Raw genomic sequence first — 23,211 nt, forward strand, 5'->3', positions numbered from 1 at the left:
CGACGCAGACTGAACCAGTGACGGAAGAGACGGCGCGCGAGACCGAGCAGCTGCGAGATCTGATCACGCGTGCCCAAGTGGTCCTCTGGGACTTCGACGGGCCGATCTGCCGGCTGTTCGCCGGCCACTCCGCGGACCGGGTGGCCGCGGACCTGGTGCGCTGGCTGGAGGGCCGCGGCCTGCGGGGCCTGGTCACCGGTACCGAACGCGACTCCCTCGACCCGCACCTCGTGCTGCGCGCGGTGGACCGCAGGCGCCGTGGCAGTGACCTGGTCGCCGAGTTGGAGGAACGTCTCACCCACGAGGAGCTGCTGGCCACGTCGACCGCGATGCCCACGGCGTACGCGGACATCCTCATACAGACCTGGCGGGCGCACGGCGCCCGGATGGCGATCACCACCAACAACTCCCCGCGGGTGGTCCGGGCCTACCTGGAGGAGCGCGAGCTCATCTCCTGCTTCCACCCGCACCTCTACGGCCGCACCGAGGACCTCCAGCACCTCAAGCCCCACCCGCACTGCCTCAACCGCGCCCTCAACGCGATGGGCGCCGCCCCCGACGCGGCCCTGATGATCGGCGACTCCCCCTCGGACCTCGAGGCGGCCCGGAGGGCCGGGGTGCCGTTCCTGGGCTACGCGCGTAACGAACGGAAAGCCAAGCTTTTGACCGAGGCCGGGGCGGAGTGCGTCGTGGGCTCGCTGGAGCCTCTGCTGGCGATACTGCGGGACTAGCCGCCCGTTCGCGTGCCCGCAGCCGGCGCCTGCGGATCCACGCCGCCAGAGACACCAGTAAACCCGTTGCCCACAAGCCCAGTTGAATCAGGTCGTCGACCTGTACGCCGATCCCGAACACCTGGATGGTCATGGCTTTCCACCCCCCTTTGACCCCGCAGCTGTCCGTCAACCTCTCAAGTTCCGGAGTTGACTGAGAAGTTGACTGCCTACCGCAGAAATGCCCAGGCAACTAGATCCAGTAACCGGTAAGTTGACTGACAAGTTGCATGACTGGAAGTTGTTTGCCGGGGACCCGCACGAGGTACGTACGGCATGTGACCAACCGGACGAAAGACGGCGGTGCGTTCCAGCGGGTCTCGGAGGAGCTCCGGGTCCGGCTCTCCGACGGCGGCTATCCGCTGAACTCCTTCCTGCCGTCCCAGGAGACGCTCGCGCAGGAGTTCGGCGTCTCCCGCGACACCGTGCAGCGGGCCCTGCGCGAGCTGGGCAGCGAGGGGTGGATCGAGGGCGGCCGGGGCAAGCGCTCCAGGGTCGTCATGCGGCAGCACATACAGTCCTCGGCACCCCGGGCCAGCCGGTCCCGGCACCATCCGATGACGCTGGGGCCGCTGATCGGCGAGGCCTTCGAGCGGGACGACGTCACCCTGGACATCTCCACCCTGACCTCGGAGAGCCTGGACGCCCACATCCGTATCCAGGCCGAGCGGATCCGGGCGGGCGACATCTCGCCCCGGCGGATCCACCTGCGGATGCTGCTGCCGTCCGAGACCCAGGACATGCCGTACCCCCGGGCGAGGGACAACAAGGACGACCCGCGCCTGCCGGCGCGGCTGCGCGCCATCACCGAGGTCCACACCGCGTCCCTGCGCACGGTCCTCGACCAGCTGCACACCGAGAACCTGGTGCCGGACGTGCGGCTGGAGGTCCGCCGCACCGAGCTCACCCCGACCTTCAAGCTGTACGTCATCAACCACGACGAGGTGCTGCACGGCTTCTACGAGCCGATCCTGCGCACGGTGATCCTGGCGGACGGGACGGAAGTGGAGGCCGTGGACGTCCTGGGCTTCGGCGCCACCCTCACCCACCATGTCGGCGACTCGGACCCCAAGTCACCCGGTTCGGTCTTCGTCGCCAACACGACCAGGTGGTTCAACGCGGTCTGGGAGCTGCTCACCGTCTGACCCGGTCCGCCGTGCGCTAGCATGCGGCCAACCGTCTGAGCAACAGCTCGGGTTCACGCGTATGAGTGCGTGTGTCAGGCACGGCGAAAGAACCGGCCTGGGCCGACCGAGGACCGGCAGACGAGTGCCCACCACCACCCGACGGGGTCACTCGGCCAGGCCTCCAGTCGTGTCGCGCGTTGTCCGGCATTACCGTTTCCCTGCCCAATTCCTCGCGATCTTGCGCGCACGACCCCGGAGCGGCCAGTGGGTGTACCGCCTGTCCCCCCTGACGTCGTGAACGGGGGAGACAACGGCAGACCGCTGCCCGTCGACGAGTACGACGCGTTCCTGCGGGACGCGGCGACCCGGGGGCTCGCGAGCAGCGGCTTCCACAACCAGAACTACGTCCTGCCGCTGACCGAGCCGATGGCCCGGCACCTGGGCCGCGCGCCCGGCACCGCCGTGACCGTCCGGGTGCGCAGGTCCGACGCGCTGCCCGTGGTGATCAGGACCTGGCAGAACGAGGCCGCGATCCTGCGGGCGATCCAGGGCGTGCTGCCCAACGTGCCCGCGTGCCTCTTCGAGGGGAATCGCTTCACCATCCACAGCTATGTGGAAGGAGTCCCGCTCTCCGCCGTCTGCCCGAACGACAAGCCGGTCGATCACCTGCTGCTGAAGGACCTGGTGGAGCTGTTCGCCCAGATGACGCAGGTCCGCGGGAGCGCGCTGCCGCCGCTGCCGTCGATCTGGCCCCGGAACCACGTGGACAGCCAGGGGTTCCTGCGGACCCTGGCCCGGATGGCCGACCTCCAGATCCGCGAGGCCAACTGGCCCGCGTTCGGGGGGCTGTTCGCGGCCCTGGGCATCCCCGAGGACGCCCTGCTCCGGTTCGCCGACCGGGTGCCCTGGATGGCCCGGCGTCCCTACAGCCTGCTCCACGCCGACCTGCACCGCGACAACCTGATCATGTCGTACGACGGTCCCGCGCCCCTCATCTGCGTCGACTGGGAGCTGGCGAGCTACGGCGACCCCCTGCACGACCTCGCCACCCACCTGGTCCGGATGCGGTACCCGGACCACCAGTGGGACGAGGCCGTCGACGCGTGGGCGGCGGCCATGCAGGCGGTGCGGCCCGCCGCCGTGCACGGGACGGCCAAGGACCTGCGGCACTACGTGGACTTCGAGCGGGCGCAGTCCGTCTACCCCGACGTGATGCGGGCCGCCCAGTCCCTGGAGGAGTCCCTCGACCAGAAGAGCCTGGACCGGGCGACGGCGGCCGTCCGCCGCGCGCTGACGGCGGGCGCCGAACCGCTGCGGCTGCGTACGGTGCCCGGCGACCGGGAGATCGAGCGGATCCTCGCCCGCTGGGCGACCTCCCCGGCCGTCGACGGCACCCGGCGCGGCCGGATCACCGGTGTCATCGAGTGGAAGCCGGACCGGCGGGTCCCCGAGCACCCCCGCTTTCCGTACCACGCGGTGTCCGCCGCCCTACTCCTCGAAGGCGCGGCACCGGCCCGCCAGGTGTTCAAGGGCACCGCGCACCTCAACTCGGTGATCCGGGTGCCGGGCATCGAACGTCCCGTGGTGGTCCGCCGCAAGGTGCCCCACGTGCTGCGCCGTGAGCGCAGCTACCTCAGCGAGCACGCGGTGCTGCGGGCGATCGAGCGTTCCCGTGCGGCGGTGGCCGCCCCCCGGGTCCTGGCCCTCGGGGAGAGCCACTCGCACTACCTCTTCGCGCACTCCCGGGACCGCTTCGCCATCCACACCTACGAGGGCCCGGCCGACATCGACCGCAGACCCGACCACCCGGTGCACGGCCTGCGCCCGCACGAGGCCGACCGGCTCGTCGACCAGCTGGCCGAGCTCACCCAGGTCGACTACACCGAGGTCGATCCGGTCGCGAGCCAGCCGTACTTCTACGAGTGGCTCAGCGACCAGCTCTTCGCCCTCGTCGCCGGCCTCCCCAAGGAGTCCCAGCAGCTGGCCCGCTTCCTCGGCCTGCCCGACGCCGCCCGGCTGCGCGAGATCCTCGCCCGGCACCGGCTCAGCTCCCGCGCCCCCGCCCTGCTGCACGGCGACCTCAACCCCTGGAACCTGGTGCGCCGCGACGACCCGCTCGCGCTGACCATCATCGACTGGGAGATGGCCCTGGTCGGCGACCCGCTCTACGACCTGGTCCGGCACATGCATCTGACGCCGACCCGGCCGGAGATCCGCGACCGGATGTTCCGCCGCTGGGAGCGCCTGCTGCCGGAGAGGTTCACCGTGGACTGGCAGCGGGACTGGCGGGTGTACCGGTGGACCGAGATCGTCCGCTCGGCCTACGTCGACCTGGACCGCCTGGTCACCGGGGCGGGCCTGGACGCGCCGAACGTGCGCCGCGCGGTGGACACGTACACCATGACCCTGGCCGCGGCCACCGCCTCCCTGGGGCTCACGGTCCCCTACCGCGCCAACCCCTACCTCACCCGCACCCTCGCCTGACGCCCGCTGCGTAGGCTCGGTCCCATGGGTGAGACGGGCCTGCGCGCGCGCAAGAAGCGGCGGATGTACGAGGACGTGTCGGACATCGCCGTACGGCTGTTCCTGGCGAAGGGGTTCGACGCGGTGCCGGTCGCCGAGGTGGCCGCCGCGGCCGGCATCTCCAAGCCGACGCTGTTCCGGTACTTCCCGGTCAAGGAGGACCTGGTGCTGCACCGGATCGCCGACCACGAGACGGAGGCCGCGCGGCTGGTCGCCGGGGCGGACTCGCCCGTCGGCGTCCTGCGGCAGCGCTTCCTCGACGGCCTCCGGCGCAACGACCCGGTCACCGGGCTCAACGACCACCCGCAGGTCCTCGCCTTCCACACCCTCCTCAACAGCACGGCCACCCTGGTCGCCCGCCAGCACACCTATCTGGAGCGGTCCGAGGCCGCGCTCGCCGAGGCCCTCGGCGGCACCCTGGACGCCCGGCTGGCCGCCGGCCAGATCATCGCCGTACAGCGGATCCTCGCGCAGGACAACTGGCGGCGGATCGTGGCGGGGGAGCGGCTGGAGGAGGTGCGGGAGGACGCGGTGCGGGCGGCGGAGCGGGCCTTCGAGCGGCTGGAGCGGGCGCTGCCGGAGCTCGGCGATCCCGGTTAAAAATTTAACCGGGTTACGTTTTCTCGTCTACGCTGTCCCCATGCAGCGGGAACTCGACCTCGAACGTGCCCACCACGACACCTGCCGGGCCGCCCTCGCCCGCATGGTCGAAGGCGCCGCCGAGCACGTCGTCACCGGCGAGGACGTCTCCGCCTCCGGAGCCGACGCCGAGGTCCTCGGCTACCGGCTGCGCAGCCGCGCCAAGGAGATGCGCGAGCTGCCCCAGGGCCCGCTGTTCTTCGGCAAGCTGGACTTCGAGTCCGGCGAGCACGCCGGGCAGAGCTACCGCATCGGCCGGCTGCGGATCAGCGCGGAGCCGACCGCCCCGCCCCTGGTCGTCGACTGGCGGGCGCCCGTCTCCCGCGCCTTCTACCAGGCCGGACCCGACGAACCGCAGGGCGTCGCGGTACGGCGCCGGTTCGGCTGGGCACCGGGCAGCCGCGGCGACTCCGCCGACCTCACCGGATGGGAGGACGAGCGGCTGACCGCGGGCGAGCGGGGCCCCGGCGCGCTCCTCGCCCAGGAGATCGAACGGCCCCGCGTCGGCCCCATGCGGGACATCGCCGCCACCATCCAGCCCGACCAGGACGACCTGGTCCGCGCCGACCTCACCGCCTCCGTCTGCGTCCAGGGCGCCCCGGGCACCGGCAAGACCGCCGTCGGCCTGCACCGCGCCGCCTACCTCCTCTACACCCACCCCCAGCGCATCCGCCGCTCGGGCCTGCTGATCATCGGCCCCAACCGCACCTTCCTCTCCTACATCTCCGAGGTCCTGCCGGCCCTGGGCGAGACCGGCGTACGCCAGACCACCCTCCCCGACGAGATCGCCCGCCACCCGGCCACCGGCACCGACTCCGCCCGCGCCGCCGCGCTCAAGCACGACCCCCGGATGGCCGAGGTCCTGCGCCGCGCCCTGTACGCCCACGTGTCCGCCGAGGCCGTCCACCCGCTCTCCCTCGCCGACGGCACCTACACCTGGCGGGTGTCCGCCGCCGCGCTGACGGAGATCGTCGCGGCGGTACGGCGCGAGGAGCCGCCGTACGCCGTCGGGCGCGAGCGGGTGCGGGGGCGGGCGATGCGGGCCGTACAGCTCCAGGCCGAACGGCGGGCCGGGCCGCAGCCGGCCGCCTGGACCCGCCGCCTCGAACGGTCGCGGGCGATGAGCGCCTGCCTCGACACCCTCTGGCCGAAGGTGCGCCCGGAGGAGGTGCTGGCCGCACTCCTCACCGACGCCGAGGTGCTGGCGCGGGCGGCCGCGGGACTCCTCGGCCCCGCCGAACAGCAGGCCCTGCGCTGGCCCCGGCCGCCGCGCTCCCACAAGTCCGCCCGCTGGTCACCCGCCGACCTGGTCCTCCTCGACGAGCTCGCCGGGCTGGTCGAACACCCCGAGGGCTACGGCCATATCGTCGTCGACGAGGCCCAGGACCTCTCTCCGATGGAGTGCCGGGCGATCGCCCGCCGGGCCGTCTTCGGCTCGCTCACCGTCCTCGGCGACCTGGCCCAGGCCACCACGCCCTGGTCCGCGCGGAGCTGGGACACCGTACTGCGGCATCTGGGCAAGCCGGACGCGACGGTCGTCCCGCTCACCACCGGGTTCCGGGTCCCGGCAGCGGTCGTGGACCTGACGAACCGGCTGCTGGAGCATCTGGGCACGGACGTGCCCCCGGCCCGGTCCTACCGCGCGGACGGCGAGCTGACCCTCCGGCCGACGCGGGACGTGCCGGCCGCCACGGTCGCCGCGGTCCGCGAGGCCCTGACCCGCGAGGGGTCGGTGGGCGTCGTGGCGGCGGACGCGCAGGTGGCGGACGTACGCGCCGCGCTCACCGCCGCGGGCATCGACCCGGCGGAGGCGGACCGGCTCGGCGCCAGGGTGGCCGTGGTCCCGGCGAGCCTGGTCAAGGGCCTGGAGTACGACCACGTGGTCGCGGTGGAACCGGCGGCGGTGGCGGAGGGCGAGGAACGCGGGCTGCACCGGCTGTACGTGGTGCTGACCCGGGCGGTGTCGAGGCTGGACGTCGTGCACGCGAGGCCGCTGCCGTTCTGAGGGATCCTGTCCCCGATGCTTCTCTTCCTGGACATCGACGGTCCCCTCATCCCCTTCGGCGCCCCGGAGGGCCACGCCTACCCGGTCTACGAGACCGACCACCCCTCCTCCAACCCCCTGCTCACCCGTATCGATCCGGCACTGGGCCCCCGCCTCGCCGCACTCGGCTGCCGACTCGTCTGGGCCACCACCTGGATGGACGACGCCAACACCACCGTCGCCCCCTGGCTGGGCCTGCCCCCGCTGCCCGTCGTGCGGTGGCCGGACGAGGACGAGCCGCCCGCCCTGCTGCACTGGAAGACGCGGCCGCTGGTGGAGTGGGCGGGGGAGCGGCCGTTCATCTGGATCGACGACGAGATCACCGAGGCGGACCGCGCCTGGGTCGCCACCCACCATCCCGGCCCGGCCCTGCTCCACCGGGTCGCCCACGAGTTCGGCCTGACGGACGCGGACTTCAGGGCCATGGAAACCTGGCTGGCGGGTCTTCCCTGACGGCCTGTCGGCCTGATGGCCTGACCGCCTGCCTGTCGGCCGGGACCGCACCGTCGGAAGGGGCACCCCGAGGACGACCGGGGCACCGGCAGGGGTGCCGGCCCCCGTGCGGGGGAAGGATCCCGGCCGTGCCGAATCTCCCTGCCGCCGCCACCGCCCAGGCCGTCGCCCTCCTGGGCGATCTCGGTGCCGCCGAGATCAGCCACCCCGGAGGGACTCTCCTCGCGCACCTCCAGCGCGTCGAGGAGCAACTCGCCGTATGGGGTGCCCGGCCCGCCCTTCGGCTCGCGGGCCTCTGCCACGCGTTCTACGGCACCGACGGCTTCCCCACCGCACTGCTGCCCCTGAGCCGCCGTGCCGAACTCGTCGCGGTGATCGGCGCGGAGGCCGAAGCCCTGGTGTACCTCTACGGCTCGTGCGACCGGAAGGCCACCTACCCGGCGCTCGCGCAGGCCGACGCCGCCGTCCACGACCGGTTCACCGGCCGCGCCCGCGTCCCCGGCCCCGGGCCGTGCCGGGACTTCGCCGAACTGACGGCCGCCAACGAACTCGACCTCGCCGTCATCGACCCGTCCTTCCGCGAGCGGTGGGGCGCCGGCCTGCTCGCGCTCTTCACCCGCTTCCGCCCCCTGCTGAGCCAACCGGCCTGGGAGTCCTGCCGGAGCGTGCTCGGGGAGAGGTGAGCGCGGGCCCGGCTCAGCAGCTCCGGACGGGCACCTTCTCCGGCTGCGCGCCGCGCCGTGGCAGCGAGTCGCCTTCGATGTCCACGTTCGGCACCGCGCGGTCCAGCCACGTGGGCAGGGCCCAGGCATGGCGTCCGAGCAGGCTCAGGACCGCGGGGACGATCGTGAGGCGGACCACGAAGGCGTCGATGAGGACGCCGACGGTCAGGGCGAAGCCGATCGACTTGACGGTCGGGTCGTGGTTGAAGATGAAGCCGCCGAAGACGGCCGCCATGATGAGGGCCGCCGCGGTGACGACCCGGCCGCTGCGCTCCACGCCGTGCTCGACCGCGGCCCGCGCGTCCCGGTGGTGGTGGAAGTGCTCCCGCATCCGGCTGACCAGGAACACCTCGTAGTCCATCGCGAGACCGAACAGGACGCCGATCAGCAGGACGGGCACGAAGCTCGCGATCGGGGCCGCCGCCGCGACCTGGAACAGTCCGGAGAGGTGACCGTCCTGGAAGACCCACACGACCGCGCCGAGGCTCGCCGCGATGGACAGCAGGAAGCCGAGAACGGCCTTGAGGGGCACCAGGACCGAGCGGAAGGCCAGCAGCAGGAGGAGCAGCGCGAGCACCACGATGATCGTGACGAACAGCGGCAGCGCCGAGGCCAGCTTCGCCGACACGTCGATCCCGGCGGCGGTGGCGCCCGCGACATAGGCCGTGCCGCCCGCGTCGGTCACCGGGGTCACCGCGTCGTCGCGCAGCCGGTGCACGAGGTCGGTGGTCTGCCGGTCGTCGGGGCCGGTCCTCGGCACGACGCCGAGCACGGTGATCGTGCCGTCCCCGGTGGCCCTGGGCGGGGCCACGGTCGCGATGTCCGGGTCCTCGCCGACGGTCCCGGCGACCTGCCCGACGACCCTCTCGCGCTGCGCGGCGGGTATGCGGGTGCCGTCCACGACGACCACGAGGGTCGCGTTGAAGCCCGGGCCGAAGCCCTTGGTGAGCAGGTCGTAGCTCTTGTGCTGGGTGCTCGCGGTGGGCTGGGTCTCGTTGCTCGGCAGGCCGAGCCGCAGTCCGGTGGCGGGCAGGGCGAGGGCGAGCAGGCCGAGGACGCTCACGATCAGGACCGGGACGGGGAAGCGCGTCATGAGACGGCCCCAGGCCAGACCCCAGGCACCAGGTTTCCGCTCGCGGCCGGGCGCGGCCGTCTTCGTTCCGCCGGCCCCCGGCCGCGCGCTCTTCGGGCGCAGGCGTTCGCCGAGGAGGCCCAGCAGCGCCGGTACGAGGGTGAGGGCCACCAGGACCGCGAGCAGTACGGTGCCGGCGGCGGCCAGGCCCATCACGGTGAGGAAGGGGATGCCGGTCGTGGCGAGCGCGGCGAGCGCGATGATGACCGTCACGCCCGCGAAGGTCACGGCGCTGCCCGCCGTCCCGGTGGCGCGGGCGATCGAGTCGGGCACGTCCTGCTCGGGATCGGCGAGCTGTTCGCGGTGGCGGGAGACGATGAACAGGGCGTAGTCGATGCCGACCGCCAGGCCGATCATCAGCGCGAGGACGGTCGCGGTGCTCGTCATCTCGATGAAGCGGGACAGGAACTGGACGGTCATCACGCCGACCCCGACGCCGACCAGGGCGGTCACCAGGGGCAGCCCGGCCGCCACGAGGGAGCCGAGGGCGAGCGCCAGCACCACGAAGGCCACGACCACGCCGACGACCTCGGCGGGGCCGCCGACCTCGGCCGGCGGAGTGGACACGGTGCCGCCCAGCTCGACCTCCAGGCCCGCCTTCCTGGCCGGGTCCAGGGCGTCGTCGAGCCGGTCCTTGGCGGACTGGGGCACGCTGTCGGCCGGCTTGCCGAACAGCGCGTCGGCGTAACCGATGGTGCCGTCCTGCGACACGGCGCCGGTCTGCGCGGGATCGGAGACGTTGACGACCCCCGGCACCGCGGCGACCTCCTCAAGGGTCGTGGCGATGGCGCGCCGCTCCTTGTCGCCGGAGAGTTCCGCGCCCTCGGGCGCGGCGAACACGACCCGGGCCGTACCGCCGGCCGCTTGCGGGAACTTCGCCTTCAGCAGGTCCTGGGCCTGCTGGGACTCGATGCCCGGCACCGAGAACTCCGTCGTCACCTTTCCGCCGAGGGCGGTGCCCAGACCGGCGGCCACCGCGAGGAGCAGTACCCACACCGCGAGCACCCGGCCCCGGCGGCGCGCCGCCCAACGTCCCAGCGCGTACAAGCGTTTCGCCACGGCAGTTCTCTTTCCTTCGTGTTTCGGTCGTTTTTCGGGGCCCGGAAACCTACGCTCCGGTGACGGCGGCGGGCTGCGGGAAGGTGACGCCGGTCAGTTCCTCGGAGACCGTCCACAGGCGCCGGGCCGTCGCCGGGTCGCTGGCCGCCCGGGAGCGGCCGACCAGGGTCGGGGCACCGCGTACCTCGCCGAAGCCGTCCGGGCCGACGTAGCTCGCGCCGGGGAGGTCCTGGACGGCGGCGTACAGGGTCGGCAGTGCGCCGGCCCTGCTGTCCTGGGCCATGACCCGCAGGACGGCACGGCTCAGCGCGCTGCCGTCGTGGCGCTGCAGGTTCGTGGTGGCCCAGCCGGGGTGCGCGGCCAGGGCGCGCACGGGCGAGTGCGAGGCGGCGAGGCGGCGCTGGAGTTCCAGCGTGAACAGCAGGTTGGCCAGCTTGGACTGGCTGTATGCCGTCCTCGGCCGGTACTCGCCGGTGAGGTTGAGGTTGTCGAAGCGGATGCGCGGGGTGTCCGGCTTCTTGTGCGCCTCGGACGACACGGTCACCACCCGGTCGGTGATGTGCGGCAGCAGCAGGTTGGTCAGCGCGAAGTGGCCCAGGTGATTGGTTCCGAACTGCGTCTCGAAGCCGTCCCTGGTGCTGGACTCCGGGGTGTTCATGACGCCGGCGTTGTTGACGAGCAGGTCCAGATCGCCCTGCCAGGCGGCGGCGAACTCGCGCACCGAGGCGAGGTCGGCCAGGTCGAGCCGGCGTACCTCCACGCTGCCGTGCACGCCCGTGGCGGCCGCCTCGCCGCGCTCGGGGTCCCGTACCGCGAGCACCACGTGGGCGCCCGCGGCGGCCAGTGCCTCGACGGTGGCGATGCCGATACCGCTGTTGCCGCCGGTGACGACGGCGGTGCGACCGCTCTGGTCCGGGATGTCGGTGACGGTCCACTTGCCGGGTGCGGCACTGGGTGCAGTAGTCATGAGCGGCAATTGTGGGCGGTGCCCACATTGCTGTCAATGCCAACAATGGTGACGTCGTCAACAATGTGGGCGTCGCGAACATGGCCGATAGACTGACCGCCATGCAGACCCGTCCACGCCCCTATCACCACGGAGACCTGCGCGCCGCCCTGCTGGCCCGCGCCGAGGAGACGCTCCGGGAGAGAGGATCCGCCGCCCTGTCGCTGCGCGAACTCGCCCGCGACCTCGGTGTCAGCCACAACGCGCCGAGCCGCCACTTCAAGGACAGGCAGGCGCTGCTGGACGCGCTCGCGCTGGGCGGCTACGAACGGATGACCGAGGCGATGCTGGCGTCGCAGGCCGACGCGGGGGAGTCGTGCCGCAAGCGGCTGGAGGCGGTGGTCCGCGCGTATGTGGGCTTCTGTCTGGACAACGCCGCACTGCTCGACCTGATGTACTCGATCAAGCACGACCCGCAGGCGTCCGCCGCTCTGCTGGAGGCCACCGGGCGCTGGTCCGAGCTCATCGACGGGCTGATGCTGGAGGGGCAGCGGCAGGGTGAGGTGCGCGAGGGGCCCCTGGAGTGGATCGGCGTCCCGGTCTTCGCGACGCTGCACGGTTACGCCGACCTGGCCGCGACCGGCATGCTCGCTCCGCAGATCGCGGAACAGGGGCTGGACGAGGTGATCGCGTTCATCCTGCGGGGCTGCGCACCGGACCCGCGGCCCTGACCGGACGTCCGGTCCTCCCGCCCGCTGCCGTCCCTTTCCGGATGGCCGTAGGCGGCCGCCCCTAGGCTGTTCCTCGCGGAAGTCCACTGGCCGGCCCGGAGGCGCCATGTCCCTGCAGATGAAGCTGGTTGCGATAACGCTCGACTGCCCCGACCCGCCGGCTCTGGCGGCGTTCTACCAGCAGGCCACCGGTCTCGAACCGCACCCGAAGTCGGACGCCGACTTCGCGGGCCTCAACGGCGAGCACGGCCTCTTCATCGGTTTTCAGCGGGTCGACGACTACCGGGCGCCGCGCTGGCCCGAACAGACCGTTCCCCAGCAACTGCACCTCTGCTTCGACGTCGTGGATCTGGACGAAGCCGAGGCCCGGCTGCTGGAGCTGGGCGCGGGCAAGCCGGAACACCAGCCGCACGATGCCGCCAGGGCGCGGGTCCTCACCGATCCGGTCGGCCACCCCTTCTGCATCTGCCTGGGCTGACCGGGTGTCCTGTCCCGGCGCCGGCGGGCGGCACGGCGTCGGCATGCCCAGCGGGGAGTGAGCGCGAGGGGCCCGTTCGGGACACGCCCGGGTCGGGCCGCCGGCCGTGTCCCGGACGGTGCGGCGGGCACGCCGTCAACCCGTCAACCCGTCAGCCCGGCTGCTCACCGGAGGCCGGCCCGGCTGCTTGCTGGAGGCCGTCGAGGATGAGGTCCAGTCCGAACGCGAACTCGTCGCCGTAGGAGTACCCGGGACGCATGACGTGAGCGGTCGCGATCTCGGTCAGGTACGGGTACTCGCTGTCGCCGAAGCCGCTCATGATGGAATCCGCCAGTTCGGCGGTCTCCTCGGGGGAGTCGAAGGGCAGGGTCTTCTCCTGCAGCGCGAACCCGTAGATGTAGCTGTCGAGAACCGACACGGCGTGAGCGGTCAGGGTGAGGGAGAGCCCGCCCTGACGCAGGCAGCCCAGAACGGCGTCGTGGTGACGGAGAGTCGCCGGGCCCGGAGTGGACCGTGACTCCATCAGCCCGATCGCCCAGCGGTGGCGGGCCAGCACGAGTCGCATCGAGATCGCCCGCTGCCGCATCGTCTGTCGCCAGTCGCCACCCGGCGTGGGCAGTTCGACCTCGCCGAAGACCAGGTCGACCATGCCGTCGAACAGGTCCTCCTTGCCGGCCACGTGGTTGTACAGGGACATCGCCTCGACTCCGACGGCCTCGCCGAGCCTGCGCATGCTGAGTGTCTCCAGGCCGCCGGTGTCGGCGAGTTCGACGGCGGCGTGCAGCACCGACTGCCGGGTGAGCGTCTCGCGGGTCGGCCGCGGCGCGGTACGGCGTGGCACGGACGGTCACTTCCTCTCGTGGTCTTCCAGCGTTGACGAGCTTACGCCGTAAGTGCTGTACTTACGGCGTAAGTTTCGTGCTTACGGTGTAAGTGCGTAAGCGCTCGGGAGACGGAATCGGGAGCAGCCACGATGCGGAACGCGAGCGAGCCGACCACCACCGCCGGTGAGACCAGGACGATGGCGGCCGTCGTGCAGGAGCGCTACGGCGCCGAGCCGGAAGCCGTGCTGCGCACGACGAGGCTCGCCCGGCCCGGCATCGGACCCGGCGAGGTGTTGGTGCGGGTGCGCGCCTCCAGCGTGGACCGGGGCACCTGGCACCTGATGGCCGGCCTGCCGTACGCGATCCGGCCCGTGAGCGGGCTGCGCGGGCCGAAGCTCCCCAATCCCGGCCGCAACATCGCCGGTGTCGTGGAGGCGGTCGGCCCCGAAGCGACCGGGTTCGCGCCCGGTGACGAGGTCTACGGCACGGCAGTCGCCGCGTTCGCCGAATACGCCGCCGCCCGTCCCGACAGGATCGCCCCCAAGCCGACCGGACTCACCTTCGAGGAGGCGGCGACGGTCCCCGTCAGCGCGCTCACCGCACTGCAGGCGGTTCGCGACAGGGGTTGTGTCCAGGAGGGCCAGCAGGTCCTGGTCACGGGAGCCGCCGGCGGCGTGGGCACCTTCGCGGTCCAGCTCGCCCACGCCTTCGGTGCCCGGGTCACGGCCGTCGCGAGCACGCCCAAGCTCGACGCCGTACGGGCACTGGGCGCCGACCACGTGATCGACTACACCCGCGAGGACTTCCTGGCCGGACCGCGGCGTTACGACGCCATCATCGACATAGCGGGCAATCGCGGTCTCCGGGATCTGCGCCGCGCCCTCACGCCCCGCGGCAGACTGGTCATCACCGGCGGCGAGACGAACGGCCGCTGGCTCGGCGGCACGGACCGGCAGCTCCGCGCCCAGCTGCTGTCCCCGTTCACCGGCCGGCACCTCGGCACCTTCATCTCCTCCGAGCACGCCGATGGGCTGCACGACCTGACCGGTCTCATCGACGCGGGCACGCTCATCCCTGTCGTGGACCGCGTCTACCCCCTCGCCGAGACCGCCGCAGCCGTCCGACACCTGCTCGACGGCCACACCACGGGCAAGCTGGCACTCACCCTGCCCACGGAGTGACAACACCGCCAGCAGCCGCGGAAATCGACTGGGCAGGCAACCCGGCCTCCCCGTACGTTCGGCCGCATGACGGACGAGTGCTTCGGACATCCACGGCTCGCCGCGATCTACGACCCACTCGACCCCGATCGCGTCGATCTCGACGCCTACGTGCGGATGACGGAGGAGTTCGGGGCACGTCGGGTGCTGGACATCGGCTGTGGGACAGGGGTGTTCGCACTCCTGCTGGCTGAACGCGGGGTCGAGGTCGTCGGCGTCGATCCCGCCCAGGCATCCATCGACGTGGCCCTCGGCAAGCCGGGCAGCGAGCGGGTGCGCTGGATCTGTGGCGACGCGACGACGCTCCCGCCGCTGCGGGTCGACCTGGCGACCATGACGGCGAACGTCGCCCAAGCCATGGTCGAGCCACAGACGTGGCGGAAGACCCTGCGAGGAGCCTGCGAAGCACTGAGACCCGGTGGGCGTCTGGTGTTCGAGACCAGGGATCCGGCCGGGCGCGCCTGGGAGCAGTGGAACCGTGAGGCTTCGTACAGGGTCACGGAGATCCCGGGCGTCGGCGCTGTCGAGAGCTGGGTCCAGGTGATCGAGGTGAACGAGCCGCTGGTGACGTTCCGCTGGACCTACGTGTTCGCTGCGGACGGGCAGGTGCTCACGTCGGACTCCACCCTGCGCATCCGTGAGCGGCAGGAGGTCGAGACCGAGCTGGCCGCGCAGGGGTACGTGGTGGAAGACGTACGCGACGCTCCTGACAGGCCAGGCAGGGAGTTCGTCTTCGTCGCACGGCGCCCGTAGGACAACCTGCGAGAGACCTCACTGCGCGGATCGACCGGGCTGTCTGGTATCCGATCCCCACCTCGCCCCCGGCGCTGCTGCCCTGCCCTGCCATCAGGGCGCCGACGAGTGCCGCCGATCTTGATGCCGCCGCCGATCAACAGGAACGCAACCGCCGTGCCTTGCTGGACGCTGCGTTCCATGCCGTCCCTGGTCTTGTGCCGCCTCGCGCCGGAGCTTCGGGGCCTCGCCCGTGCGGGGTCGATGTGGCGCTAGCGTGATCGGCATGACGGCTGAGGGTGAGGCGCTGGTCGGCGGCATGGTGAACGTAGGAGCGGTCTTTCGCCGTGGTGCGCTGGTGGAGCGGCCGGCGCCGCGCAACGTGCACGCCCTGCATGCCTACCTCCTTGCGCTGAAGGAGCACGGCTTCGACGCGGCGCCGACCCCTGTCGGCCTCACCGAGGACGGCCGGGAACAGCTGACCTTCATCCCCGGCGACGTGGCTCTGCCGCCGTTCCCGGACTGGGCGATGACGAAGACCGCCCTGGAATCGGTGGGGAGTCTGCTGCGGCGCCTGCATGAGACCAGCGCGGCCGTCGCGGTCGACACCCGTGCCGGGTGGCCCGGGGACCTGGCGGATCCGGAGGGGGGAACGATGCTGTGCCACAACGACGTGTGCCCGGAGAACGTCGTCTTCTGCGACGGCCGTGCCGCTGCCCTGATCGATTTCGACATGGCAGCCCCGGGCCGTCCCCTCTGGGACGTCGCCATGACCGCCCGCTACTGGGTGCCCCTGGTCGATCCCTCGTCCGCAGCCGCCTTCTACCCCTCCGGGCTGGATGCGCCCGCGCGGCTGCGGATCCTTGCCGACGGCTACGGCCTCTCGCCGCAGGACCGCGCCGAGCTGCTCGGCGTCATCGAGCAGGCCACCGAGGTCTGCCGGGCCTTCGTCGCCCGCCGCGTGGCCGACGGTGACCCCGTCTATCTCCAGGCGCTGGCCGAGCGCGGTGGATGGGAACGCTGGGATCGCCTGCAGACCTGGCTGGCGGAGCGCCGCGAGATGTTCACGGCCGCCCTGCTGAACTGACCGGCCCGGACCTTCGAGGACAAAGTCGCCGGGCGTTCTATGTGCCGCGTCCGGCTTCGGTGGCCTGGAAGCGACAGAGGTCCGGTCAGCGCCGGCAGGCGTTCTGCTGCGGTTCCCGGAGACCGAGCAGTCGTTGTCCCGCACCGGCAGCCTGACCCGGTTCACGGGCTCCCCGCCGACTGAGTTCACGGGCCAGTCACCTTCGCTGGGAAGGGACAAACGGGATACTCGGTTCTTATGGGCCTGAGCCTGAGCACGATAGTTGTCGTTAACCTCCCACCCCGACCTGGCCTTTCTTGAAGCGCTGAGCACGATATCTGTCGCCGAATTCGCACCGTTGTTGACGTGTTCCATGCTTTTCGCAGGCAAGTTGTCGCCAACTTCGAAGATCGCTCCTTCGGCGCAATGCCTGCGGCTTACCTGGGACTATGAGCGATACCCGGGGCTCCTTGTGGTCTCACAGCTGTACGTGGACGGATCTGCTGGTCCCTGTCTCGCTGGACGCGGGGCGGGGCGGCCTGGATCTGTCCGATGGCTGGCCGGACCGATGGACGGCGACGTGGAAGTACGCCGGGGACGAGATTGCAGGGCTGGTCCGGCACCTGGGGCAGGTGCCAGTGGCGAGCCGTGGGCCGATGCGGGGGTTCACCTGGCGGCGGGAGCAGCGGCACAGGCCCGGTCTGGAGTCCCTGGTGTCAACGGGGCGCCTGCATGGGTTCGAGAGCCTCGAAGAGGATCAGCTGCTGGTAGCTCTGGACTTTGCCGGTGATCTGTTGGAAGTGCTGTCGCAGCCGTTGCGTATCCGGTTCCGTACGGCGGAGAAGTGGCGCAACCACACCCCGGACTTCTTCGCAGTCACGCGGGTGGGGACCTGGCTGATCGACGTGCGGCCGCGAGACCTGATCGAGTCCGAGGACCTGGAGTCGTTCGCGGCCGCGGAGGACGTGGCGTTGCTCTGCGGGTGGCACTACGCGGTCGCGGCCGAGTGGCGTCCGCATGTGCGGTCCACGCTCGGCGCGTTGTACGGGAAGCGCCGTCCGACACGCGACGTGCTCGGCATTCAGGTCGATCTGCTTGCTCATGCCGAAGAGGGCGTCACATTCGGAGAGTTGGCGGCCGCGCAGACGTACTGGCCGGTGGCACGGGCCCAGTTGCTGCACCTGTTGTGGCATCGCAGGCTCGGGATCGACCTTGCTCAGCCGTTGACGGACAGTTCGCGGGTGGTGCTGGCGGGAGGCGTCTCATGATGGGGGCGGCGGCACTGGATCTCTCGCCCGGCGCGGGCGTGGTGCTCGACGAGGTGGAGTGGCTGGTCGAACGGCAGGAGCCGCATTTGGGGCGGGTCCACCTGGTGCGTGCGGACGGCGAGCGCCAGCGGGCGAGCTTCCGCTTCCTGGTCAACCACCCGCGTTGTCGGCCGTCGTCGCGTACAGCGGCGGAGGGCGCCAACCGTGGTCGGCAGCTGGCTTCGTGGAGTGATGTGAAGCCGGAGAAGCGGCCCTTGATGGAACAGCGCTTCGCGCATCTGATGGAGGTCAACTGCGGTTTCCGCAGTGGTGATCCGTTCCGTCCCGAGCCGGGGGAGCCGCACCCTGGGTACGACCCGGACCGTACGACGCTGACTGAGCGGCGGGCGGCGAAGGCCGCTGAGTTGTCGGCGCTGAGGCCCGAAGAGGCCAAGCTGCTTCTGGGCGTCGCGCACGTCGGGGTGCGCACGCTGGAGCGCTGGGAGCGCAGACGCAGGAAGTACGGGATCGTGGGCTGCGCCGATCACCGGTGGCTGCGGGTGAGCGGGGGACACCCGAGCGTCAGCGAGGAGGTCCGCGAGGCGATCTTCGCGGTCAGGGCGGAGACGCAGCACCACCGGTCCCGGGTGAGCGCACGCACCCGCGAGATCATGATCCGTCGCTATGTGCGGGAGACCTTCGAGAACAAAGGCGAGGACGGGGACGAGAGCGAGAAGATCGAGGTCCCTAGCTACCACACGCTGCTGCGGGTGTGGAAGGAGTGGTTCGGGCCGGGCGGCGCCCGACAGAAGTACGAGCGCTCGGCCGAACTGCCCACCAAGAACGGGCATGTGCTCGTGACCCGCCCCGGCCAGGTCGTCGCGCTGGACACGACGATCCTGCCGGTGATGGTCCGCGAGAACGTTTTCGGTGACCCGATCACCGTCCACCTCACTTTGGCGCTGGACGTCTACACCCACTCCATCTGCGCGTTCCGGCTCACGCTGGTGTCGGACTCCTCGGTGGACGTCGCGATGGTGCTGCGTGACGTCATGCTGCCGTTGCCCATGCGGGAGGAGTGGGGCGAGGACATGGAGTGGCCCTATCCGGGGCTGCCGGCCGCCATGGTCTCCGAGTTCGCCGGGTACGAGGTGGCCGGGCTGCCGTTCTTCACCCCCGAGACCGTCACCTCCGACCACGGTTCCGTCTACCGCAATCACCATCTGGTGGATGTCCAAGAGGCGATGGGCTGCCGGATTCTTCCGGCGCGCGTGCTGCGCCCGCAGGACAAGAGCGCGGTGGAGCGCGTCTTCGGCAGTATCCGCTCGCTGGTGTTCGAGAAGCTGGCCGGTTACACGGGGGTTGACGTCTCCGATCGCGGCGCGGACCCGGAGGGCGACGTGGTGCTGACCCTGGCCGAGATGGAACACTTCATCGCGACCTGGGTCGTGAAGGTCTGGCAGAACCGCAGGCTCGGGGAGTTCGCGCCCAGCTGGGATCCCGGCGGTGACCACAGCCCCAACACCCTGTTCGCCGCCTCCTTCGCCCAGGAGGGCTTCGACCTGGACGTTCCCTCCCCGGAGACGTACTACCGCTTCCTGCCGGAGCACCACGTGAAGCGGATCCACCGGCGGGGCGTGAAGGTCAAGGGGCTCTGGTACGACGCCGCGTTACTGCACCAACCCGACATGAACTCCGCGCGCGGGGGCCGCTACAAGCAGCACTGGGTCATCCACCGCGAACCCCGCGACCGGCGGGTGGTGTACTTCCAGGATCCCGACACCCATGAATGGCACGAACTGCGCTGGACGGGCCTGCCGCCCGAGGGCGAGATGCCGGCCTTCGGTGACGCCCGGGTCGAGGAACTCCTCACCCGCGTACGGGAAGCAGGCCTCAAGCCGCGCTCTGACAGCGAGCTCGTCCCCAAACTCCTGGAGATGCTGGGGGCCGTCGATCCGGTCGCGAAGTGGCCGTCCCAGCTGACCAAATCCCAGCGGACGCAGCACGCGCGGGAGATCACCCAGGCCCAGGCGGCAGCCGCGGACCGACCGCAACAGCCGCCGAAGCCGAACAAGCCACCGCGCCTGGCTGCCGTCGGCGCACCGGATGCGGAGCCGCCGTGGCGGGAACGGGCCCGGGAGGCCACCGAGAGCCTGGACGCGCACCGGCGCCGACGGCGTGAGACGGCCAAGCCAGCGCAGCAGCCGTCGGCACCCGCCCCGCTGGGATCGAGCCGCCGCGGCCGCAACCTCTTCGTCATCGCTGGCGATGACGGATCCGACGAACCGGACCTGCAGCCGACGGAGGAGACGTGAGATGAGCAACCTGCCCCCGGAGCCGCCGAACGCTCCCGTGCCGTTCCTGCGCTTCGGCCCGAGGCCGGACCGGACCCGGCATGAGGGCTGGCAGGAGTTCCGCCGGACACGGGATCTGTTTGTGCCGGTCAGGAAGATCTCCATGGCCGAGTACGGGCTGATGAGCCCGCGCAAGAAGTCCTTGTATGACCTGCACCGCGCGGCCACGCACGTCAACATGCAGATGCTGGACACCCCGATGAGCGAGGTGGTCACCACGCTGATGCGTTCGCGGATCCAGAACAATGCGATGCGTATCGGCCCGAGCACCCTGGACGGGCTGATGATCAACGGCGGGGGGTACCAGGGCAAGACGGAGACCGCCTGCCGGACCGCCGCCGAGTTCGAGGACACCTGGCGTGACCTGTTCGAGCAGTACCCCGAGTGCTACTTCGATCCAATGCCCGGCACCCGAGACCTGATCGCGCCGGTCGCTTACTGCCAGACCCCGGTGAAGGCCACCCCGATCGGCTTGTGCGAGGCAATTCTCGACTACTACGGCGCCCCCTACGGCAAGAACCTGCGTGGCATGATCCGCAACGCCCGCGAATCGATCAAGGCGCACGCCACCACCGTCCTGATCATCGACGACATCACCCGTCTGAAGATGCACCGGGAGGACGACCAGGACACCCTCGACCTGATCCGCGGCCTGATGGACTTGGACGTCACGCTCGTCCTCATCGGCGTGAACATCCCCCGTTCCGGCCTGCTCAGGGAAGGCTGGCACGACCCCCGCACCAACCAGTGGGTCTACGCACCACTGAAGAAGGGCAAGAGCTACAACCCCGACGCCTCCACCCAGACCGAGCGACGCTTCGACCTCGTCACACTCGCCCCCTTCGACTACAGCAGCGACGCGGGCATCGCGGCTTTCGTCGCCCACCTCGAAGGCGTCGAGAACCAGATCCGGCTCTTCAACGCCGGCCCCGGCACGCTGTCCGAAGGCCGGATGCCCGAGTACCTCTACCGCCGCACCCACGGCATCGTCGGCCTCCTGCGGCGCCTGATCGAGGACGGACTGACCAAGGCCATCGAAAGCGGCCTGGAGGACCTGACTATCGACCTCCTCGACGAGATCACCATCAATCTGGGCAACGTCCCCGGCAAGGATGACGGGCGGGACGCCGAAGCCGGCGAGATCCCCGACATCGACACTTCTCCGAAGCGGAAACCGGGCCCGAAGCCCAGGAAGGGACGCAACAGCGTCTACGACGACCGAGGCACACCTCCGGCGGCTGAAGCATGACTAGCCGCGCGCTGTCGCGCAGCCTTGATCCGCTCGACGACGAGACCATCGTCGGCTTTCTCCTCCGCCTCGCTTGCCATAACGGCACGAACCCCGCTCAAATCGCCGCTCGTATGGGGCTGATGGACGAGGCAGGCAACGCTCCCGGCGTCGTTTCGCCCTGGCTGATTGCGGATATGGACAAGCCACGTCTTGTCCGGGCGGCACGTGCGACACACCTGACGGTGGCGGAGGCCAGCAAGCTGCTGATCGCCCCCATGGGACATAAATACGGCCTCGTGAGCCGCCGATACCAGCCGTGGACGAGCCCACAGCAGCTGGCCCGCCCCAACCGCTGGGTCTTCATCCGGACCTCTCAGTACTGCCCGCAGTGCCTCGCGGGTGACGACGACACGCTGGGACGCCTGTACGGAGGTGCCTGGAAACGGGCCTGGCGGCTGCCGGTGGTCTTCGCGTGTTCGCGGCATCAGCAACTCCTGAGCCGTACCTGTCCCAAGTGCCGAACCGCCGGCCAGTTCGCCCCCACAGGCATGATCGCTCGCCCAGGCACTGAAGATCTTCATCCAGCCCAGTGCCGAGCAGTGTCTCCCGCCCCGCACACGGGCCGGGGGCGACGCTCGGTCTGCGGGACCGACCTCGCGCGTATCCGCCCTCCTCGCCTGCTGGTCGACGCAGACTCCATCGGTGTGCTGCTGGCCCTCCAGCAACGCCTCGATGCGCTGTTGTCAGCCGACGGGCCACAGAAGGTCAACAGCTGCGGCCAGCTCGTGCCGGTCGCCCAGTACTTCATCGACCTGCGCGTCGTGGCCACCCTGGTCCTGGCTTCCTGGCCGGAGGCCAGCGGCTTCGCGGCGACACCCACCCTGGCTCAGGCAATTGGGCGAGAAGCAGACCAGCGATTGCGCGACAGCCGACGTCGCACATCAGGCGCATCGAAAAGACCGTACGGGATCAACTCGCTGCTCGCGCCTATGGAATCCCCCCTGACCATGGGTGCGGTACTGGGGATCGCCGAACGCATGCTTGATGGCCGAGAGAAACAGTGGACTCGAAGGGCCGTAGGCCCGCTCTACGGCGGCGCCCTGACGCTGCACCGAGACACCTTCCAGAAACTCGCCCGCCTTCCCGGCACTTCATCCGAGTTGCAGGAAGTTCTCGGAGTGGCGGAGGAGGCAACGGACAGTTCGAACGCCGAGATCTACATTCGCGGTCCGCGAAACGGCTGATCATGCGCCCCCTGCCACGCAGCCTCGACCCGTTGCCCGACGAGACCCTCACTGGATTCGTACTCCGGCTCTCCCACAGGCTGGGTACGACACCCGGAGAGATCGCCATCCGTACCGGCTTGCCCTCTCGACTGCCTCTGAGCTTCCTGTACCACTTGGACGACGAATACCTCACGGGTTTCGCTCTCGCCACACAGCTGACGCCTGCCGAAGTCAACGGCATGCTCCTAGCCCCACTCGGAGACCGCTACGGGCCGCTGAACCCCGCGCTCACCCCACGCCGTACCCCAGCGCGGATGATCTACGACAACCCGTGGGTTCTGACCCGCTCCACGCGCTACTGCCCGCACTGTCTCGCTGGGGACGGTACCGCCATCCAGGATCTCCACGGTGGCGCATGGAGGCGGCTTTGGCGTCTCCCCGTGACATTCCTCTGCCTCAGGCACCAACGCCTCCTCCAGCACCAATGCCCTGGCTGCAAAGCACCCGCCCAGTTCGCCCCCGCGGCAGACGCCATCGCGCGGCTGACCGATGACACACTCCACCCATGGCAGTGCCGCTTCGCTGCGCGTCCAGTACCACTACAGCAGCCCGAAGCAGTCTGCGCAGCCGATCTGACCCGGCCTGATCTGTTTCCCGTAACACCCGACGCGGTCACGATGCCCGTGC

General features: G+C 70.6%; 19 protein-coding genes and 1 pseudogene. 17 read left to right on the forward strand and 3 right to left on the reverse strand.

Annotated features, from left to right (window positions below):
• Nucleotides 1–17 precede the first annotated feature (17 nt).
• From ACFWXC_RS32265 to ACFWXC_RS32295, 7 genes are all read left to right on the forward strand, one after another.
• Nucleotides 18–731: an HAD family hydrolase gene (locus ACFWXC_RS32265; RefSeq protein ID WP_384484032.1), complete on the forward strand. Its 714-nt coding sequence runs from the start codon at nt 18–20 to the stop codon at nt 729–731.
• 317 nt (nt 732–1,048) lie between these two features.
• Complete coding sequence (locus ACFWXC_RS32270) at nt 1,049–1,915, forward strand: winged helix-turn-helix domain-containing protein (RefSeq protein WP_384484034.1); 867 nt, start codon at nt 1,049–1,051, stop codon at nt 1,913–1,915.
• Between the two features lie 246 nt (nt 1,916–2,161).
• A complete protein-coding gene (locus ACFWXC_RS32275) occupies nt 2,162–4,381 on the forward strand; it encodes a phosphotransferase (RefSeq protein WP_384484036.1) in 2,220 nt (739 codons plus the stop codon).
• 24 nt (nt 4,382–4,405) lie between these two features.
• Nucleotides 4,406–5,020 carry a TetR family transcriptional regulator gene (locus tag ACFWXC_RS32280; RefSeq protein WP_384484038.1) on the forward strand — a complete coding sequence of 205 codons (615 nt, stop codon included), beginning with the start codon at nt 4,406–4,408 and terminating at the stop codon, nt 5,018–5,020.
• Nucleotides 5,021–5,060: 40 nt separating this feature from the next.
• Entirely contained in the window at nt 5,061–7,064 is a 2,004-nt protein-coding gene (locus ACFWXC_RS32285) for a HelD family protein (RefSeq protein WP_384484040.1), read from the forward strand.
• A gap of 15 nt (nt 7,065–7,079) precedes the next feature.
• Complete coding sequence (locus tag ACFWXC_RS32290; RefSeq protein WP_384484042.1) at nt 7,080–7,556, forward strand: HAD domain-containing protein; 477 nt, start codon at nt 7,080–7,082, stop codon at nt 7,554–7,556.
• 128 nt (nt 7,557–7,684) lie between these two features.
• The gene (locus ACFWXC_RS32295) at nt 7,685–8,239 is read left to right on the forward strand and encodes a DUF6817 domain-containing protein (RefSeq protein ID WP_384484044.1); all 555 of its coding nucleotides are present in this window, start codon (nt 7,685–7,687) and stop codon (nt 8,237–8,239) included.
• A gap of 13 nt (nt 8,240–8,252) precedes the next feature.
• Here ACFWXC_RS32295 and ACFWXC_RS32300 read toward each other — a convergent pair whose 3' ends face one another.
• The gene (locus ACFWXC_RS32300) at nt 8,253–10,469 is read right to left on the reverse strand and encodes an MMPL family transporter (RefSeq protein WP_384484046.1); all 2,217 of its coding nucleotides are present in this window, start codon (nt 10,467–10,469) and stop codon (nt 8,253–8,255) included.
• Between the two features lie 49 nt (nt 10,470–10,518).
• Entirely contained in the window at nt 10,519–11,436 is a 918-nt protein-coding gene (locus tag ACFWXC_RS32305) for an oxidoreductase (RefSeq protein ID WP_384484048.1), read from the reverse strand.
• A 101-nt stretch (nt 11,437–11,537) separates the two neighbouring features.
• On the opposite strand from ACFWXC_RS32305, the gene ACFWXC_RS32310 reads away from it, so the two are divergent.
• Nucleotides 11,538–12,146, forward strand: coding sequence for a TetR/AcrR family transcriptional regulator (locus ACFWXC_RS32310; RefSeq protein ID WP_384484050.1), 609 nt, complete (start codon nt 11,538–11,540; stop codon nt 12,144–12,146).
• A gap of 106 nt (nt 12,147–12,252) precedes the next feature.
• Entirely contained in the window at nt 12,253–12,624 is a 372-nt protein-coding gene (locus tag ACFWXC_RS32315) for a VOC family protein (protein WP_384484052.1), read from the forward strand.
• 151 nt (nt 12,625–12,775) lie between these two features.
• Here the strand turns inward: ACFWXC_RS32315 and ACFWXC_RS32320 are convergent, their stop codons facing one another.
• The gene (locus ACFWXC_RS32320; protein WP_384484054.1) at nt 12,776–13,465 is read right to left on the reverse strand and encodes a TetR/AcrR family transcriptional regulator; all 690 of its coding nucleotides are present in this window, start codon (nt 13,463–13,465) and stop codon (nt 12,776–12,778) included.
• A 132-nt stretch (nt 13,466–13,597) separates the two neighbouring features.
• Between ACFWXC_RS32320 and ACFWXC_RS32325 the strand changes: the two genes are divergently transcribed.
• The 8 genes and pseudogenes from ACFWXC_RS32325 to ACFWXC_RS32360 form a co-directional block, all read left to right on the forward strand.
• Nucleotides 13,598–14,629, forward strand: a complete 1,032-nt coding sequence (locus ACFWXC_RS32325) for an NAD(P)-dependent alcohol dehydrogenase (protein WP_384484056.1) — start codon at nt 13,598–13,600, stop codon at nt 14,627–14,629.
• 66 nt (nt 14,630–14,695) lie between these two features.
• Nucleotides 14,696–15,421, forward strand: coding sequence for a class I SAM-dependent methyltransferase (locus ACFWXC_RS32330; protein ID WP_384484058.1), 726 nt, complete (start codon nt 14,696–14,698; stop codon nt 15,419–15,421).
• 265 nt (nt 15,422–15,686) lie between these two features.
• Nucleotides 15,687–16,487 (forward strand): aminoglycoside phosphotransferase family protein, encoded by an 801-nt coding sequence (locus tag ACFWXC_RS32335; RefSeq protein WP_384484060.1) that lies wholly within the window; start codon nt 15,687–15,689, stop codon nt 16,485–16,487.
• Nucleotides 16,488–16,915: 428 nt separating this feature from the next.
• The gene (locus ACFWXC_RS32340; protein WP_384484062.1) at nt 16,916–17,734 is read left to right on the forward strand and encodes a TnsA-like heteromeric transposase endonuclease subunit; all 819 of its coding nucleotides are present in this window, start codon (nt 16,916–16,918) and stop codon (nt 17,732–17,734) included.
• A complete protein-coding gene (locus tag ACFWXC_RS32345) occupies nt 17,731–20,028 on the forward strand; it encodes a transposase (RefSeq protein WP_384484064.1) in 2,298 nt (765 codons plus the stop codon). Before ACFWXC_RS32340 ends, ACFWXC_RS32345 begins: the two co-directional genes overlap by 4 nt.
• Before the next feature lies 1 nt (nt 20,029).
• Nucleotides 20,030–21,316, forward strand: a complete 1,287-nt coding sequence (locus tag ACFWXC_RS32350; RefSeq protein ID WP_384484066.1) for an ATP-binding protein — start codon at nt 20,030–20,032, stop codon at nt 21,314–21,316.
• Complete coding sequence (locus tag ACFWXC_RS32355; protein ID WP_384484068.1) at nt 21,313–22,542, forward strand: TniQ family protein; 1,230 nt, start codon at nt 21,313–21,315, stop codon at nt 22,540–22,542. Before ACFWXC_RS32350 ends, ACFWXC_RS32355 begins: the two co-directional genes overlap by 4 nt.
• Nucleotides 22,543–22,544: 2 nt before the next feature.
• Nucleotides 22,545–22,988 (forward strand): annotated as a pseudogene (locus ACFWXC_RS32360) (TniQ family protein); the annotation flags it as partial.
• Nucleotides 22,989–23,211: the final 223 nt, after the last annotated feature.

Source organism: Streptomyces sp. NPDC058683, from assembly GCF_042716195.1.
Lineage (GTDB): Bacteria > Actinomycetota > Actinomycetes > Streptomycetales > Streptomycetaceae > Streptomyces.